Below are 15778 nucleotides of genomic sequence, written 5' to 3' on the forward strand. Positions count from 1 at the left end.
CATCATGGACACGGCTAAACGAAGCGATGCGTGGACGATGCAGAGGCTGGGCGCGATCTCACTGCTTGCGGGAGCGTCGAGCCTTCTGCTCTCCGCCGGAGCCCAGGCGGACGATGGCAAGCCCGTCCCGGGTGGCACGGTCATCGCCGCGCTGAATTCTACGACAATTCCGAATCTGAACACCCAGATGACATCGTCGGTCCCGGCGCTGTTCGCCGCTGATGTCTGGGCGGACGGGCTGATGACCTATGACCGCGAAGCCAATCGCGTTCCGCGCCTGGCAAAGAGCTGGACCATTTCCGAGGACGGCAAGACCTACACCTTCAACCTCCGCGAGGGCGTGAAGTGGTCGGACGGCAAGCCGTTCTCTGCCGCCGACGTGGTCTTCACGCTGGAGAATTTCGGCAAGTTCAACACGTATCTCACCAAGCTCATGCCGCTGGTCGAGAAGGCCTCGGCTCCCGACGACAAGACCTTCGTCCTGACGCTCAAGCAGCCGCTGACCGCGACGCTCGATCTGTTCGACAAGGAAGTGTTTCCGCTGATGCCGAAGCACGTCTACGAGGGCAAGGACATCGCCACTCACCCAGCCAATATCGCTCCGGTGGGCCTTGGCCCGTTCAAGTTCGACAAATGGGTCAGCGGCCAGTCGATCACCTTCGTGCGCAACCCGCACTATTGGGAGGCGCCCAAGCCCTATCTCGACTCGGTGATCTTCGCGCTCATCCCGAACCCGCAGCAGCGCCTCAACGCCATCGTCAACGGCGAGGTCAACTGGTTCCGTCCCGAGGTGGTGCAGGTCCCGGCGACCCAGCAGGCCGCGAAGCGGGGCTCGTTCCGGGTCGTGCCGATCGTGACCAACGCGCCCGAGACCGCCGTCATCGACTTCAATCTGCGGCGTTCGCCGATGAACAACGTCAAGGTCCGGCAGGCGCTGTTCCACGCCATCGATCGCCAGCGGATCGTAAGGGATGTCTACCAGGGGCTGGCCGAGACCGCCAAGAACGCCATCCCGACGCAGTTCAAGAACCTGCATGACCCGTCGGTCAACTATGACACGATGTATGCCTATGATCCGAAGCGCGCCGCCCAATTGCTCGACGAGGCCGGATTTCCGCTGAAGGACGGCAAGCGCTTCGCGCTCGAGCTGGCCGTGATTTCGGCCGCTCCCTACGACGCGGTGGCGCAGGTCGTGCAGGCGCAGTGGACGGCGCTCGGCATCGACGTGAAGCTCAGCGCGCTCGATCAGCAGATCTGGACCAACAAGGTCTATACCCAGCATGATTTCGATGCGTCGATCATCTCGCTGACCGGACGCTCGAACCCGGTTCTCGGCGTCGACCGCAGCTTCGTCTGCAATGAGACCAGCGTCCCCTACGCCAACCCGACGAGCTACTGTAATCCCGAGTTCGACAAGGTCGCGGCCAATGCGGCTTCGGCGCCGGCGGATCAGCAGAAGGCGCACTACAAGATCTATGCCGAGATCATCGCGCGCGATCTGAACCAGCTTGCGCTGACGAATTCGCGCGTCTTCGAGGCCGTGACGAACAATTTCAAGAACTTGGACGCTCAGTTCAACTTCTCGTTCAACACCCATCCGAACTGGGCGGAAGCCTGGCTCCCGAAAGACAAGCAGTAACTTCCGTCGGACACAGCGCCCGCAGCCGCCGATGGCGGCTGCGACGGCACATCGCTATCGAAGGACATATCGCCTTGCATATCGACGTCACCCCCATGGTCAGGCCACGCTCGGTGGCCATTATCGGCGCCTCGGCGAAGCGCGTCACGCAGGGCAACGTGGTCATCAGCAATCTGAAATCATGGGGCTACACGGGGGAGATCCTCCCGATCCATCCCCAGGCCGATCAGATCGAAGGTCTGCGCGCCGTCAACTCGGTTGCCGAGATCCGCGCGGAGACTGACCTTGCGATCATTGCCATTCCCGCAGCGCATGTGCCGGGCATGCTGCAGGAACTCGAGTCGAGTTCCGTACGCTCGGCGATCGTCTTCACCAACGGATTCTCGCATGACGAGGAGAGGGCAATTCGTGCATTCGGCGCCCAGAGCCGCATCGTCTTGCACGGCCCCAACTGCATGGGGCTGGTCAATTTCACCGACTCGATCCCGCTCTACCCATCCAGGCCGTCGCTGCGCCTGAGGCCCGGCAACGTCGCGCTGGTGGCCCAATCCGGATCGGCGGCGATCTCGGTGATGAACTCGACGGTCATCGGGCTTTCCAAGGTCGTGACCGTCGGCAGCGAGTTCCAGGTTGCGGCCGCAGATTATGTGCGCTGGTTTGCGGACGACGATGAGACACGGGTCATCGGGGTGGTCGCGGAGTCAATCAAGTCTCCCCGTGCGCTCGCCGAGGCCGCCGAATGCGTTCATGCCGCGGGCAAGTCCCTGGTGGTGCTCAAGGTTGGTCGCTCGGATGTCGGCGTTGCGGCCACCCAGGCCCATACGGGGGCTCTGGTGAGTGATCGCGACGCCTATGACAGCTTCTTTCGGGAGACCAATATCGCGACGGTCGCGGATTATGACGAGCTCATCGCGGCGCTCGAATGCTCGGCGGTGGCGCGGCGCATGGTCCGGGGAGCAAGCATCGGCATCGTCGGCATTTCCGGCGGTCAGACCGCCCTGGCCTGCGATGTTGCGGAACTGCAGGGCGTAATTGTTGCGGCCTACAGCGCGACGACCGGGCAACGCTTGCGTGCTGCCTTGCCGGGAACGGCCGGCAACAATCCGGTCGATTTCGGAGCGACGGTCAATGTTGAGGACCGCAATACGCCTGAGGCCATGAAGGCGGTTCTCGGTGACGAGAATGTCGGTGCCGTCGTCGCCCTTCAGGATACGCAGGAGAGCCTTAACCCTGCGACGCTGCAGAATTACATGAATGTGCTCGGCGTCTATGCCGAGGCCGGCAAGGCGAGTGAAACACCGCTGGTCGTGATCTCGCCGACTTCGGAGAATGTCGATCCGGGCGTTCGTTCGATGCTGGCCGATCACGGTGTGCCGCTGCTGCGCGGGCTTCACGCCGGACTTCGCGCCGTCGGCAATCTCGCGCTCGGCAAGCCGGGGCCCGCCGGCTCCTGGGCGCGCCAGCGCAGCGCCGCGCGGACGCCGTTCAACAAGGAGGTCGCCAGCCTGAGGCGCGAGATCGAGCAATGCTCGGGCACTCTCGATGCCGAACTGTCATTCCGGCTGCTGCGCGCCTACGGCATCCCTCTGGTCAAATCGATCGTGGTGAAGGACGAAGGCGAAGCGGTCGCCCGTATCGGCGAGCTCGGATTTCCCATGGTGGTCAAGGTCGCATCCCGGGACGTGCAGCACCGGTCGGATGTTGGCGGCGTCGTGCTGGACGTCCGCGATGAGGACGGCTTGCGCCGCGCGATCGCGACCATTGCCGAGAATGTCGGCAGGGCGCTGCCGGCTGCGACGATCGACGGCTATGAATTGCAGGAGCAGCTTGTCGACGGTGTCGAGGCCATGGCTGGATTCACGGCTGCGCCGCCATTTGGCCAGATGATCGTCCTGGGCAGTGGCGGCACGCTGGTCGAGCTCCTGGCCGATCGAGCGGTCGCGCTTGCGCCGCTCGATCACGAGCAGGCAGGTGCGATGCTCCGCCGGACCAAGCTCGACCGCATATTGGGAGGGTATCGCAATTTGATGCCCCAAACGGACACGAGCCATCTGGTCGATCTCGCGGTGAAGCTCTCGCAACTCGCTAGCGATTTCGAGGGCTTGCTGGCGGCATGCGATCTGAATCCGGTTCTCATCCGAAAAGGTTCGGGTGAGGTTCGCGTTGTCGATGCACTCTTCGTTCGTGGCTGACAGCAATTGTGACGGCAGCGCCTGATCGGTTGCGGCGAGGCGGCGTCAGGCCTCCCGCCTGCGCCGGTCGGGCCGAGGCATCGGTGCGCTCGCCGCCAAGACTTGGTGCGGATGCCGAAACCCGGCAGAGGGATCGCCGTATGCGCGTGCCATGCAGGGTGCGCCGGGGGGGACACCGATCAGCGTTCCGTATTCCGGTGCGCTTCCTGCGAGAATCTTGGCCGTAGATGTTTTTCCTCCCAGCTTGAGGTTGTTAGGCTGTAGGCATCATCAGATGGTGGGACGTCCGCCCTGACAGGCCCGAGTACGGAATAAGGACATGCTGCAGAATACTGACGAGCGTTTGCCGTTGCATGCGCGCCTGCGCGATGCCCTCGCGTCCCGCATCGCATCGCTTGAATGGGAAGCGGGCCAGACCATCCCCTCCGAACAGGTTCTGACCAGGGAATACGGCGTCTCGACCAACACGGTGCGCAAGGCCGTGGAGCAACTCATGCGCGAGGGCTTGCTGGAGCGCCGGCAGGGCAGCGGCACCTTTGTGCGGCGCCCCTCATTCGATGGCAGCCTGTTTCGCTGGTTCAATTTCAAGGATGCGGGGGCACATGCCGGCAAGACCGTGCCGGAGAGCCGTCTGCTCAAGCGCGAGATCATCGAACCTGATGCGGAGGTGGCGGCGGCACTGCGACTGCCACCGGGCGCACAGGTCCTGAAGGTGCTGCGGCTGCGGCTTTGGGCCGGCGAGCCGGCCATCTCGGAAGATCTGTTCCTGCCCTTGCCTCGCTTTGCCCGGTTTGCGGACCTGCCGGAGGCGGAGATCGGGCCGCTGCTCTACCCGGTCTATGAGCGCGAGTTCGGGCAGGTGGTCGCGGCCGTCGAGGATGAACTCTCGCTGGGCCACGCCGATGCGACCAGGGCCGCACTGCTGAATGTGCCAGTGGGCGACCCGATCATCGTCGTCGAGCGAACCTCCATGGATGCCAATGGCGCGCCGATCGACTGGCGCCGCGCCTATGGCCGGGGAGATCGCTTTCGCTACAAGGTGCGCTTGACCTGAGGGCTCAGGTCGCGGAGACCCGGTAGAGGGCAAGGCCGTTATCCCAGAAGGCGCGGCCGGCGAGGTCAGCCCCCAGCACCTTTTCGACGAGGTCGATATCGGCAGGCTGGAACGGGCGCTCGGCGCGTGTCGAGGGCAGGTCGGTGCCAAACACCAGCGCGCTCGGATTTCTGGCGGCAATCCGTTCGAGCGCCTTGGCAATATCGAGCTTGGCCCGGCCAAAACCGGTGGCCTTCACCTTCGCGCCCGCGTCGACGAGATCGAGCACGACAGGCAGGCCCGCTTCGGTCATGCCGAGATGGTCGATGACGATCTGCGGCAGCTTGGTGAGCTTGTCGACATAGGGACCGAGCGCTGCCGCATCGGCATAGATTTCGGCGTGCCACTGGCCGGCTGCGTGGGCCCTGGTCGCCAGCGACATCAGGTCGTCGACGCTGTCGATGCGGCCGCGGAACATGTTGAAGCGCAGCGCCCGGACACCCAGCGTGCTCAGCCGCGCGATCTCTCCGTCGGCAATCGTGTTCGGCACCTGCGTGACGCCGACCCAGCCCTTGCCCAGCTTCGCCAGGGTGCTCTCGAGATAGGTCTGGTCGAAGCCGTGGAACGAGCCGGATACGATCGCTCCGGCGCGGACGCCGAGCGGCTGGGTGGCTGCCTGGTACTCGCTGAGAGGGTAGTGCGGTGGCGTATAGCCTTGATTGGGTACGATCGGGAAAGCGTGATCGATGATGTGACAGTGGGAATCGAAGATGCGGCGCGCACTGGCCCGGACCGCGCCGGCCCCCAGCGTCATCGCTGCAGCGCTTCCCCATAAGAAATGGCGGCGATTCATCGTCATGGCGTTTCCTCCAGCATGATTTTCTTGTTCAGTTCACCTGCGCCGCGGCCGGGTGCCGGGCGATTGCCAGGATTTCCCTCGCCACGACGTCAGGCTTTTCGACCGGGGCGAAATGCTTGGCATCGGGGATGATCACCAATCGCGCATCCGCGATTGCCTCTGCGAGCTGCTCGGCCATGGCGAGCGGTGTCGCGTGGTCGAACTCGCCGACCAGGATGGTCGTGGGGCAGTGGATGGCCTTCAGGGCTGGGCGCAGATCGGTCTCGCCCAGCATGGCGCAGCTATCGGCATAGCAATGCAGGTCGTTGGCCTGGAACACGGCCAGGCAGTCCTCGACGATCTCGGGGCTGCTCGCCCGGAAGCAGTCGCTGAACCAGCGTGCCAGCTGGAAGTCGATATGCGTGCCCATGCCGTCGCGCAGCGCGCGTTCGCCGCGCTCGCGCCAGGCCGGCAAGGCCTGGTGGCCGTAGGTCGCCGTCGTGTCGGCCAGCACGAGGCCCGATACGCGCTGCGGAAAACCGGCGGCGACCGCCTGGGCCACGCAGCCGCCCATCGAGCAGCCAACGACCGTAGCCTCCTCCCAGCCGAGTTCGTCGAGGACGGCGATGCAATCGGCCGCCATCATCTCGCAGCTATAGGGGCCGCGCCGCCGCTCGGACGCGCCATGGCCACGGCAATCGAGCGCCACGACTGTCGCTTCCTGGTCGATCGCCGCCGCGACGCCGCGCCATTGCCGCCAGCTCATGGCGAGGGCGTGGATCAGGAGGATGCGCGGCGCGCCAGGAAATCCTGCCTGCATCAGAGTGGCGTTGATCGCGCAACCGTCCGCCGCCCGTGCAGCGATCTGGGCACCTTCGATACTGAACATCAGGATGCTTCCGCTATTGAGGCTTGAGACCGGACAGGGTCACGATCTCGCGCCAGCGCGGCAGATCACGCGCCATGGCAGCGCTGAACTCGGCAGGGCCGGCGCCGACGAACTCGAAGCCATTGTCGATCAGCCGTGCCGTGATCGCGGGGCTTTGCATGACGGCCACGGTGTCTGCGTGGATACGGTCGCGCAGCGCATCAGGCAGTCCGGCTGGGCCGACAATGCCATACCAGGTCTCTACCGAAGCGCCGGGGGCGATTTCCGCCATCGTGGGAACGTCGGGAAGGGATGGAAAGCGCTTCTCGGAGGAGACGGCGAGCGGCACGACCGAGCCGGACTGGATGGCGGCGATCAGGGCCGGCAAGCCCGTCGAGACCAGCTCGATCTGGCCGCCGAGGACGTCGGTCAGGGCGGGGGCGCCCCCGCGATAGGGCACATGGGTCAGCGTCAACCCACTGACCTTTGCCAGCAATTCGGCGACGAGATGGCCGGGCGTTCCTGTGCCCGCGGTGCCGAAACGATAATCCKTGCCGCCGCCTTGCTTCACCATCTCGACCAGCGTCCTGGTCTTCAGGGCAGGGCCGCCGACCAGCACCTGCGGTGAGCGGGCGATCAGGGTGACCGGCTTGAAATCCTTCAGCGGGTCGAAGAGCCGGCGCGTCATCAGGCTGTCATTGCTGAGCAGCCCGTCGCTGACGAGCAACAGCGTATATCCGTCGGGCGCGGCCTTTGCCACGCTGGCCGCTCCGATGTCGCCGGCTGCGCCAGGCTTGTTCTCGACAACAACCTGATGCCCCCATTTCTCGCTGAGAGCCCGGGCCGCGAGACGGCCGATCACGTCGAAGCTGCCTCCGGCGGGGAAGGGTACGACGAGCGTGACGAAGCGCTGCGGGTAGGGGTCTGACGCGTTGGCTCCCGTCCAGCCTATGCAGGCCACTAAGCCCAATGCACCGGTAGCGACCAGCTTGGCCATCTTCATTGGCAGTCTCCCTTGAGCCGCAGCCTTGGTGACACGCAGTCATTATGCTGTCAATGGGTCATGCCAATGACCTGATGAATCATGCTTGTACTGCTCGGCGATCATGTCCTTGTGCTGCGCGACGCTGACGACATCTAGGGCTTCGTGACGAGAGGGTTCGTGCATCTGCGCCGAACCCTGCGAGATTGGCCCAGACCGGCCGATATCCGGCCGTCTCCCTATCTCGCCGCGCGAACCGCCAGCGCGATCGACCGGAGCAATAGTGCGGTCAGGACGGCGTGGAAGATGACCGCTGGCCATAGCAAGACGCCGCCGGAAGCTCCGGTAAGATCGAGGTAGGCGAGATAGAGTGCGACCGCGCCGCTATAGATCAACATGCCCAGCAGAGGCGGGCCGGGCCAGCAGGCGATCCCCAGTGCAACCAGGGCGATACCCGCAATGCTCGCGATCTGCAGGGCAGCCCCGTCCAGTTCCTCGCCGAGCAGCACTTGCGCGACGAATGAAGGCACGACCAGCAGCGCCAGACCGGTTGCGATCTCTGCCACGGCGGCGATCGTCAGCACGTTCTTCATCGCCTGGGCCCGGTCCATCTTGTTGATCGAATATTCGCACGAGAGGCACGGGAGCGCGCAGGGATCTGGCTGCGTTCACTGCACCGGCTCGAGCTTGACGGTCAGCTTCTTGATCTTGCCGGTGAACTTGAACGGTGGGTCATAGCGATGCTCCAGCAGCGCGACCCCGGTGCGGGTATCCAGGCCAACATCGAAGCTTTCGTCCTCGGGAAACGTGATCGGGATGGTGTGGTCCATCGATTTCCTGGCCACTTCCTGTCCGTCTACGGAAAGGACGCCGGTGCCGCCCTTGCCCAGGCCCGGGCCGTCGGATTTGAAGTCGAAGACGATGCTGTGTTTTCCCGGCGTCAGTTCCGGCCCTTCCCAGATCGTCCGCTGCAGATCGAGGAGATTGTAAAGGAACACAGGCTTGCCGCGGCCGATCCCCAATTCGCCCTTGCTGAGGAAGAGGCCATAACCACCGAAGCGTCCGCCCTCGGTCACGATCATGCCTTCGCTGCCGCCCTCGGGAATCTCAACCTCTGCGGTGATGGTGTACGACTTGTCGAGGATCCTTGGGGCAGCGCTCGGCGGCACACCGGACAGCTCTCCTGAATAGGTGAAGAGCGTTCGGCCCGCCGTCAGGCTCGGACGCGGTGTGTTCCAGCGCGCGAGCGACGAATTGTCGAGCGGCAGTGCGTCGTATTTCTTGGCTTCCGAATAGAACAACGCCTGCATCTGCTTGACCTTGTCCGGCAATTTCGCAGCCAGGTCATTGGACTCCGTGGGGTCCTGCCTGACGTTGTAAAGCTTCCAGTTGTAGCCCGTGATCACATCCGGAGGCGGGGCCGTGCTCAGTGCCCAGGGCAGGGTCGCTGGAGTCGTGGCCGCCACCCAGCCGTCATTGTAGATCGCGCGGTTGCCGAGCATTTCGAAATACTGGGTCTTGCGCCGGGATGGCACGGCCACACTCGCCTTGTCCCAGGTGTACATCATGCTGACGCCGTCGAACGGACGCTGCTTGATGCCGTCGAGAGTAGCGGGGGCAGCGACACCGGTCGCTTCCAGAATCGTCGGCACGATATCGATGATGTGGTGGAACTGCCGCCGGATGCCGCCCACATCCCTGACATGGCCGGGCCAGGACATGGCCATGCCCTGGGCCGTTCCGCCAAAGTGCGAGGCGACCTGCTTGACCCATTTGAACGGCGTGCTCATCGCCCAGGCCCAGCCGGCGGCAAAATGCGGAAAGGTTCGCTCCGAGCCCCAGAACTCGTACCAGAGCAACTGGTCCTTCACGGGCACTGCAACGCCGTTGAAGGTTGTGAACTCGTTCGGCGTGCCGTTGAGCATGCCCTCGGCGCTCGCGCCATTGTCGCCGCTGATATAGATGATCAGGGTGTTGTCGAGCTGACCGAGGTCCTCGACGGCCTGGATGACCCGTCCGATCTCGTGATCGGTATAGGCGAGATAGGCGCCGTAGACATCCATTTGCCTGGTGAAGAGCTTTTTCTCCTCCCAACCGAGCGAATCCCACTCCGGCAATTCTTTGGGCCAGGGGGTCAGCTTGGCCTCGGCCGGCATGATGCCGAGCCTCTTCTGGTTGGCGAAGATCGTCTCGCGCAGCGTGTTCCAGCCGCCGTCGAAGAGGTGCATGTCGCTGATCTTGGCGATCCACTCCGGCGTGGGATGATGCGGCGCATGCGTGCCACCGGGGACATAGTAGACGAGGAACGGCTTGTCCGGCGCGACCTCCTTGAGCTGCTTCATATGCTGGATGGCCTCGTCGGCCATGGCTGTGGTCAGGTTCCAGTTCGATGCGCCCTGGAACGGATAGATCGGCGTCGTGTTGCGGAAGAGATTTGGTTGCCATTGGCTCGCGTCTCCGCCGACGAAGCCGTAGAAATAGTCGAAGCCCAATCCGGTCGGCCATTGATCGAATGGTCCGGCCTGGCTCGCCTGGTAGAAGGGTGTGTTGTGGTTCTTGCCGAACCACGAGGTCGCGTAGCCATTCTCTCTGAGGATCGTCCCGATCGTGCCGTTCTCCTTCCGGATGATCGAATTGTACCCTGGAAACCCCGTCGCGATCTCGCCCACCACGCCGAAACCGGCGACGTGATGGTTGCGCCCGGTGATCAGCGCCGCGCGCGTCGGTGAGCACAGCGACGTGGAGTGGAAGTTCGTGTAGCGGATCCCGCTATTTGCGATGCGGTCGAGCGCCGGAGTTGGGACAACGCCTCCAAAGGTGCCCGGCGCACCGAAGCCGACATCGTCGGTCATGATGAGCAGCACGTTGGGCGCGCCCTTTGGCGGCACGATGCTTGGCGCCCACCAAGCCTTCGATTCGGAAGCCTTCTGGTTGATCACTCCGCCGAATCTCGGATCGGGGGGCGGCAACTGCTTTCCGTTAAGCGTCGTCGTCGCGCTTGGCGAACCTAGGGTGCCAGTGACTTGCTGAGCCAGTGCCGGCAGGCAGACCAGGGTGAGAAGGCTCGCGCCGGCGAGGGCGCTGCGACCGAGTTTCGCCATAGCAAACTCCCGCTGCCTTGAAGAGACCGGTACATCGCTGCGAAAAAACTGCGCTCCCACCCGGGGGACCGCCCATCATGATCTCGGTTCAACTGGAGGTCTAGGCAGAATCGGACGCTTTGACCGCTGAATCCGGCAAGGAATGACCATGCCGCGATCATCCGGTCGACAGCATACCGGGTTCGGTCCCGATCCGGCATCCACGACCTGCTGTGACTTGTGTCGCGCGGAGGGGGCAATCCTCACATGGCCTGCGCTGAATGTGCCGTTGCGATCGGCGGCAGCCCGCATCGCCGATCAGGATGCGACGTCGGGGCTGAACCGTCTGCGCCTCCAGTGACCGATCTGCCCCGCTTCCCCCGGAAATTCGCCGGAGCCGATCCTCCGGATTGGCCTGAAAGCCGGTAGGTCGGGCCGCGATCTGGCCTGCGAATGGAGCGCCGGTTTTGAAGCGTCAGCCGTTAGCCCTGCCGACGCTCGAAGATCGCCGAGTTTCCGTCATGCTCGCGGACCTCGACCGATTCCAGCCAGACACGCTCGCCGATCTGATTGGCAAGCCAGGCCGCAACATGGTCGAACGTGTAGCGCGCTGTCGCCTCGCAGCCGACTGCGGGCATGATCCGCAGGTCGACAAGGCCCTTGTCGGCCAGCCCCTGGAACGCGTCGAGATGCGGGTCGTCGGCCGCGACGATCATCGTGTGGTCGAACATGTGCTTCAACCAGGTCTTGATCTCCTTCATCCCGCCGAAATCGAAGCACCAGTTGCGCTCGTCGAGCTCGTGGGTGGCGAAGATGAATTTGAAGGACAGCGCATAGCCGTGAACCAGGCTGCAATGCGAATGCGTTGCGCGCCATTGCCGGAAGCAGCAGGACAAGCCTTCGACGAAGTCATAGGTCTTGGTCGACCGATAGACGTCCCGGTGAACGATTCGCGAAGGCCTGTGGTCCTGCATCATTACCACGCTATCCATTGATTCGGGTCCCTACCGGCGTTCCAGGGATGTGCATTCCTGCAGGAATTCGGCCTTGTATGAATCGTTTGTGGCGAATTCGCCGTAGAATGAGCTGTTCACCATGCGGCTGGCATGACTGGCCCGAACGCCGCGATGAGTCTTGCACATGTGGACGGCGCTGATCCTCACCGCCAGGCCGCGGGGATTGGTGGTCTCGACGATATGCTGCTCGATCTGCTTGACCAGCTCTTCCTGAATCTGGAGGCGGGCTGCGAAATGCTGGATGATGCGATCATATTTCGACAGGCCGATGATCTTGCCTTCCGGTGACGGCAGGACGCCGATGAAGGCCACGCCATAGATCGGCATCAGGTGATGGGCGCAGGTCGAGCGGACATCGATCGGGCCGGTGACGATCAGCTGGTCATAGCTCGTGGCATTGTCGAACTCGGTGATCTTCGGCGGCGGGTTATAGCGGCCGTGCAGGAGTTCCTCGACGAACATCTTGGCGACCCGCGCCGGTGTATCGCGCGTGTTATGATCGTTCTGGTGGTCGATCTGCAGAATATCGAACAGCTCTTCGATCTTCTTCGCAGCCGCGGCCCGCATGTCCGCCCGCTCGGTCTTGTCCAGGTAGCCCTCGACCGCGTGGTTTCCGAGGCGGGCTGAATTCGATAGGCTATTCGCTCGTGACATGTTGCATCCAGATGCCTTCGTGGGCGGTAGGGGTCGCACGTGGGTCGGGTTAGTACGTCAAAATCGCAGAGGAATTCGCGGGGTTCTTGTGTAAGTATATCAATAATTTAACCGAGTTCCGCTTTAGAGGTTTTTAATGGCCGGCTCGTAGGATTTCGAGCTTGGACCGATCGGGAGCCCCTCATGTCTATAGACACATTGCGACGTGGAATCACCCTGGGCGCGATCTCGTCCATTGGTCTGCTCATGGCCGGGACAGTCAGCGCCCAGACCTTGGCCGCTCCGACGGACAAGGTCATCCTGACGATATCCGGAAAGATCTCCGTGACCAATAGCGGGGATTCCGCACAGTTCGATCGCGCCGCGCTCGAGGCGATGGGCCTCATGACAATCGAAACCAATACCCCGTGGTACTCCGGACCGCAGAAGTTCGAGGGCATCTCCCTCGATAAACTGATGAAGTCGGTCGGCGCCAAGGGCGACACCGTTCAAGCGATCGCACTCAACGACTATACGACAGAAATACCGCTCGAGGACTTCGCGAAGTACAACGTCATCCTGGCGCTGAAGCGCAACGCTGAATACATGCCGATCCGGGACAAGGGGCCGCTGTTCATCGTCTATCCCTATGACAGCAACCCTGAGTTGCGCAGCCAGAAGTTCTACAGCCGCTCGGCCTGGCAGGTTTCAAAGTTGATTGTCCGCTAGGGAGAGGGTAGATAATGGCAACTGTCTAGCATCTGTGGGAGAATCTGCCGGGATTAACTCATGCTGAAGATGCGGAAGATAGAAACCTTTCTCGGGGCCGTTCTTGTCGGCCTCGTTTTGTCTGCATTGTATGTATCAAGTCTTATCGTCGAGCAGCAGAATCTGATCCGACAGACGGCGCGTTACAATGTAACCTGGCTTGCGAGCCAGTCCGTCGTCGAGCTCCAGCGCTTCCAGGAGCGCGTCGCCAGCTTCAGCATTCCGTCCAGCAAGGTCGACGCCGACGAGGTGGCGCTGCGCTATCAGATCCTGCTCAACCGCCTCAGCCTGCTCAGCTCCGGCGAGTTCGAGGAGTTCGTCAATCAAGGTGCCGACAGGCGCGCGACCGTCGATGAATTCCGCCAGGCCCTGGCCGAGATCGAACCCTGGGTCGACCATCTCAACCCAGAGAATGCCGCGCGGATCCGTGCGCGACTGGCGCCGCTCGACCAGAAGATGTCGAGCCTTGCAGCGGCGGCCAACCGCATTTCCGGCGATCAGGTCGATGGCGATCAACGTGAGCTTCTGAGCCTGCACTGGTTCTTCTCGGGCATCATCGTGACGCTCGTGCTGATGTCGCTTGGCCTGGTCCTGCTGCTTCATTTTCGCAACCGGCTGCTCAATCATGCCCATCGCGAGATGCATGTGCTGACCGACGGGCTGAAGGACGCGAAGGGCGAACTCGAACGCGCTAATGAGGACATTTCCAGCAAGAACGACAGCCTGAAGAATCAGAACGAGATGCTGGTGCTGCGCGACATCGAATTGCGGACCCAGAACCAGCGCTTCGATGCGGCCTTGAACAACATGTCGCAGGGATTGCTGCTGGTCGACGGCGAACACCGCCTGATCGTCTGCAACGAGCGCTTTCGCCAGATGTTCGAGCTGCCGGCGTCGAGCACCAAGCCGGGGGCGAGTCTTACGACCGTGGCTGACGAGCGCTTCGCTGCCCTGCTCGCCCATCAGAAGGCCATTGCGTCGGGACCGCGATCGGCGACGTTCTCGTTCGAGCTGGCCGCCGGCACGGTCTGCTCCGTCTCGCAGCAGCCGATGCCGGATGGTGGCTGGGTTGCGACCTATGAGGACGTGACCGAGCGCCGGCGCTCGGAGGAGCGCATTGCCTATATGGCGCATCATGATGCGCTGACGGATTTGCCGAACCGCGCCCAGTTTCGCGAACATCTGGAGCGCGCGCTCGAACTTCATCACGGCGAGGCCGGCAGTTTCGCCGTGCTCTATCTCGACCTCGATCGTTTCAAGACCGTCAATGACACGCTCGGTCACGAACTGGGCGACGCGCTGCTGAAATCCGTCAGCGTCCGATTGAAGAAGGCGGTCCGCGGCAGCGATATCGTCTCTCGCTTCGGCGGCGATGAATTCGCTGTCCTGTGTCGCGGGTACCCCGATCTCGACGAGCTTCGCCGGATCGCCTCCCGCATCGTCGAACGCATGGGGCAGCCTTTCCGCATTGCCGGTCGCGACATCAGGATCGGGACCTGCGTCGGCATCGCGATGGCCATCAAGGATGGTAGCGATTGCGATTCGCTGCTGCGCCATGCCGACATGGCGATGTACGCGGCGAAGAATACCGGGCGGGGGACCTACTGTTTCTATGAGGCCCCCATGGAAGAGCAGATCGACGCGCGGCGCGCGCTGGAAGATGCGCTCCGTCGGGCGCTCCAGGAAAACGAACTGGAGGTCTACTACCAGCCCATCGTCAATCTGAAGCGGATGGAGATCGTCAGTTTCGAGGCGCTGCTGCGCTGGACCCACCCGGTCCGGGGGGCGATCTCCCCAGCAGAATTCATCCCGGTCGCCGAGGAGACCGGGCTTATCGTGACGATAGGTGAGTGGGTGCTGCGGCGCGCCTGTGCCGATGCGGCGCAATGGCCGAACGGCACCCGGGTATCGGTCAATCTGTCGGCCGTCCAGCTCCGCAACGACGACTTCGCCCAGATCGTGTTCAGTGCGCTGGCTGGCAGCCAGCTGCCGGCTCATCGGCTCGAACTCGAGATAACCGAATCCGTGCTGCTTCAGGACAGCGATGCCACGCTCGCCGTGCTGCACCAGTTGCGCCGCTTCGGCATCCGCACCTGCATGGACGATTTCGGCACCGGCTTCTCCTCGCTCAGCTACCTCAGAAGCTTTCCCTTCGACAAGATCAAGATCGACCGGTCGTTCGTCAAAGACATGCATGTGCAGGAGGATTGCCGCGCCATCGTCACCTCGATCGCCCATCTAGGGCAGAGCCTGAACATGACGACCACCGCCGAGGGCGTCGAAACACGGGAACAGCTGGAGGCGGTCATGGCGGTGGGCTGCACCGAGGTGCAGGGCTATTATTTCGGGCCACCGACCCCCGCGGCGGATGTCGCGCAGGTCTTCTCGCGCCTGGAGAAGATGCGTCTCGCGGCCTGACGCCGCAGGCCGCCTGCCAGGGAAGCGGGCGACATCGCGCCGCTGCCACCCATCCCGGCACAGGATCCGCTCCGGCCGATGATCCTGGCGGCCACGCAGCCGTCCTCCCGGCCAGGCAGGCGGCCCAGCCGAGGCGCCGCCGCCGGCCGGCCAGTCCGCCGGAAACAGCGCACCCTCGCGCATCCTTTCCCGCGACCGCGCCGCCTCGATCCTGCCCGGGAGGCAGGGGCTTGAGCCTCATCCTTCGAACGGAGGATGACGTTCGCAAGGCTCCTTCCTAGTTTCCCAAGGCTGCCTCAAGCGCCGCTTCG

General features: G+C 63.2%; 12 protein-coding genes. 5 read left to right on the plus strand and 7 right to left on the minus strand.

Annotation, left to right across the window (positions count from 1 at the left end):
• The first annotated feature begins 4 nt into the window (after positions 1–4).
• The 3 genes from AC1DGP_RS20480 (at position 5) to AC1DGP_RS20490 (ending at position 4885) form a co-directional block, all read left to right on the plus strand.
• On the plus strand, positions 5–1639 hold the full coding sequence (locus tag AC1DGP_RS20480; RefSeq protein ID WP_441508593.1) for an ABC transporter substrate-binding protein: 1635 nt from the start codon (positions 5–7) through the stop codon (positions 1637–1639).
• Positions 1640–1713: 74 nt separating this feature from the next.
• Entirely contained in the window at positions 1714–3831 is a 2118-nt protein-coding gene (locus AC1DGP_RS20485; RefSeq protein ID WP_476775925.1) for an acetate--CoA ligase family protein, read from the plus strand.
• Positions 3832–4150: 319 nt separating this feature from the next.
• The gene (locus tag AC1DGP_RS20490) at positions 4151–4885 is read left to right on the plus strand and encodes a GntR family transcriptional regulator (protein ID WP_441508591.1); all 735 of its coding nucleotides are present in this window, start codon (positions 4151–4153) and stop codon (positions 4883–4885) included.
• A gap of 4 nt (positions 4886–4889) precedes the next feature.
• Here the strand turns inward: AC1DGP_RS20490 and AC1DGP_RS20495 are convergent, their stop codons facing one another.
• From AC1DGP_RS20495 to folE, 7 genes are all read right to left on the minus strand, one after another.
• Positions 4890–5723 (minus strand): amidohydrolase family protein, encoded by an 834-nt coding sequence (locus AC1DGP_RS20495; protein ID WP_441508590.1) that lies wholly within the window; start codon positions 5721–5723, stop codon positions 4890–4892.
• Between the two features lie 28 nt (positions 5724–5751).
• Positions 5752–6591 carry an alpha/beta fold hydrolase gene (locus tag AC1DGP_RS20500; protein ID WP_441508589.1) on the minus strand — a complete coding sequence of 280 codons (840 nt, stop codon included), beginning with the start codon at positions 6589–6591 and terminating at the stop codon, positions 5752–5754.
• Positions 6592–6604: 13 nt separating this feature from the next.
• Positions 6605–7573 carry a Bug family tripartite tricarboxylate transporter substrate binding protein gene (locus AC1DGP_RS20505; RefSeq protein ID WP_476832466.1) on the minus strand — a complete coding sequence of 323 codons (969 nt, stop codon included), beginning with the start codon at positions 7571–7573 and terminating at the stop codon, positions 6605–6607.
• 218 nt (positions 7574–7791) lie between these two features.
• Complete coding sequence (locus tag AC1DGP_RS20510; RefSeq protein WP_441508232.1) at positions 7792–8163, minus strand: hypothetical protein; 372 nt, start codon at positions 8161–8163, stop codon at positions 7792–7794.
• A gap of 57 nt (positions 8164–8220) precedes the next feature.
• Positions 8221–10653 (minus strand): arylsulfatase, encoded by a 2433-nt coding sequence (locus AC1DGP_RS20515; protein WP_476832467.1) that lies wholly within the window; start codon positions 10651–10653, stop codon positions 8221–8223.
• A 461-nt stretch (positions 10654–11114) separates the two neighbouring features.
• Positions 11115–11624 (minus strand): 6-pyruvoyl trahydropterin synthase family protein, encoded by a 510-nt coding sequence (locus AC1DGP_RS20520; RefSeq protein ID WP_441508230.1) that lies wholly within the window; start codon positions 11622–11624, stop codon positions 11115–11117.
• Positions 11625–11636: 12 nt separating this feature from the next.
• The gene (folE, locus tag AC1DGP_RS20525; protein ID WP_441508229.1) at positions 11637–12302 is read right to left on the minus strand and encodes a GTP cyclohydrolase I; all 666 of its coding nucleotides are present in this window, start codon (positions 12300–12302) and stop codon (positions 11637–11639) included.
• Positions 12303–12548: 246 nt separating this feature from the next.
• Here folE and AC1DGP_RS20530 point away from each other — a divergent pair, with 246 nt between their 5' ends.
• Both AC1DGP_RS20530 and AC1DGP_RS20535 read left to right on the plus strand, forming a co-directional pair.
• Positions 12549–13010, plus strand: a complete 462-nt coding sequence (locus tag AC1DGP_RS20530; RefSeq protein ID WP_441508234.1) for a putative pterin-binding protein — start codon at positions 12549–12551, stop codon at positions 13008–13010.
• A gap of 60 nt (positions 13011–13070) precedes the next feature.
• Positions 13071–15467 (plus strand): putative bifunctional diguanylate cyclase/phosphodiesterase, encoded by a 2397-nt coding sequence (locus tag AC1DGP_RS20535; RefSeq protein ID WP_441508228.1) that lies wholly within the window; start codon positions 13071–13073, stop codon positions 15465–15467.
• Positions 15468–15778 lie beyond the last annotated feature (311 nt).

The organism is Allobosea sp. 05T433 (assembly GCF_056396065.1).

Excerpts from the sequence above, each read along its gene's own strand:
- AC1DGP_RS20530 (WP_441508234.1), top strand. The coding sequence starts at position 12,549 with ATGGCCGGGACAGTCAGCGCCCAGACCTTGGCCGCTCCGACGGACAAG.
- folE (WP_441508229.1), bottom strand. The coding sequence starts at position 12,302 with ATGTCACGAGCGAATAGCCTATCGAATTCAGCCCGCCTCGGAAACCAC.
- AC1DGP_RS20515 (WP_476832467.1), bottom strand. The coding sequence starts at position 10,653 with ATGGCGAAACTCGGTCGCAGCGCCCTCGCCGGCGCGAGCCTTCTCACC.
- AC1DGP_RS20520 (WP_441508230.1), bottom strand. The coding sequence starts at position 11,624 with ATGGATAGCGTGGTAATGATGCAGGACCACAGGCCTTCGCGAATCGTT.
- AC1DGP_RS20500 (WP_441508589.1), bottom strand. The coding sequence starts at position 6,591 with ATGTTCAGTATCGAAGGTGCCCAGATCGCTGCACGGGCGGCGGACGGT.
- AC1DGP_RS20510 (WP_441508232.1), bottom strand. The coding sequence starts at position 8,163 with ATGGACCGGGCCCAGGCGATGAAGAACGTGCTGACGATCGCCGCCGTG.
- AC1DGP_RS20535 (WP_441508228.1), top strand. The coding sequence starts at position 13,071 with ATGCTGAAGATGCGGAAGATAGAAACCTTTCTCGGGGCCGTTCTTGTC.
- AC1DGP_RS20495 (WP_441508590.1), bottom strand. The coding sequence starts at position 5,723 with ATGACGATGAATCGCCGCCATTTCTTATGGGGAAGCGCTGCAGCGATG.
- AC1DGP_RS20490 (WP_441508591.1), top strand. The coding sequence starts at position 4,151 with ATGCTGCAGAATACTGACGAGCGTTTGCCGTTGCATGCGCGCCTGCGC.
- AC1DGP_RS20480 (WP_441508593.1), top strand. The coding sequence starts at position 5 with ATGGACACGGCTAAACGAAGCGATGCGTGGACGATGCAGAGGCTGGGC.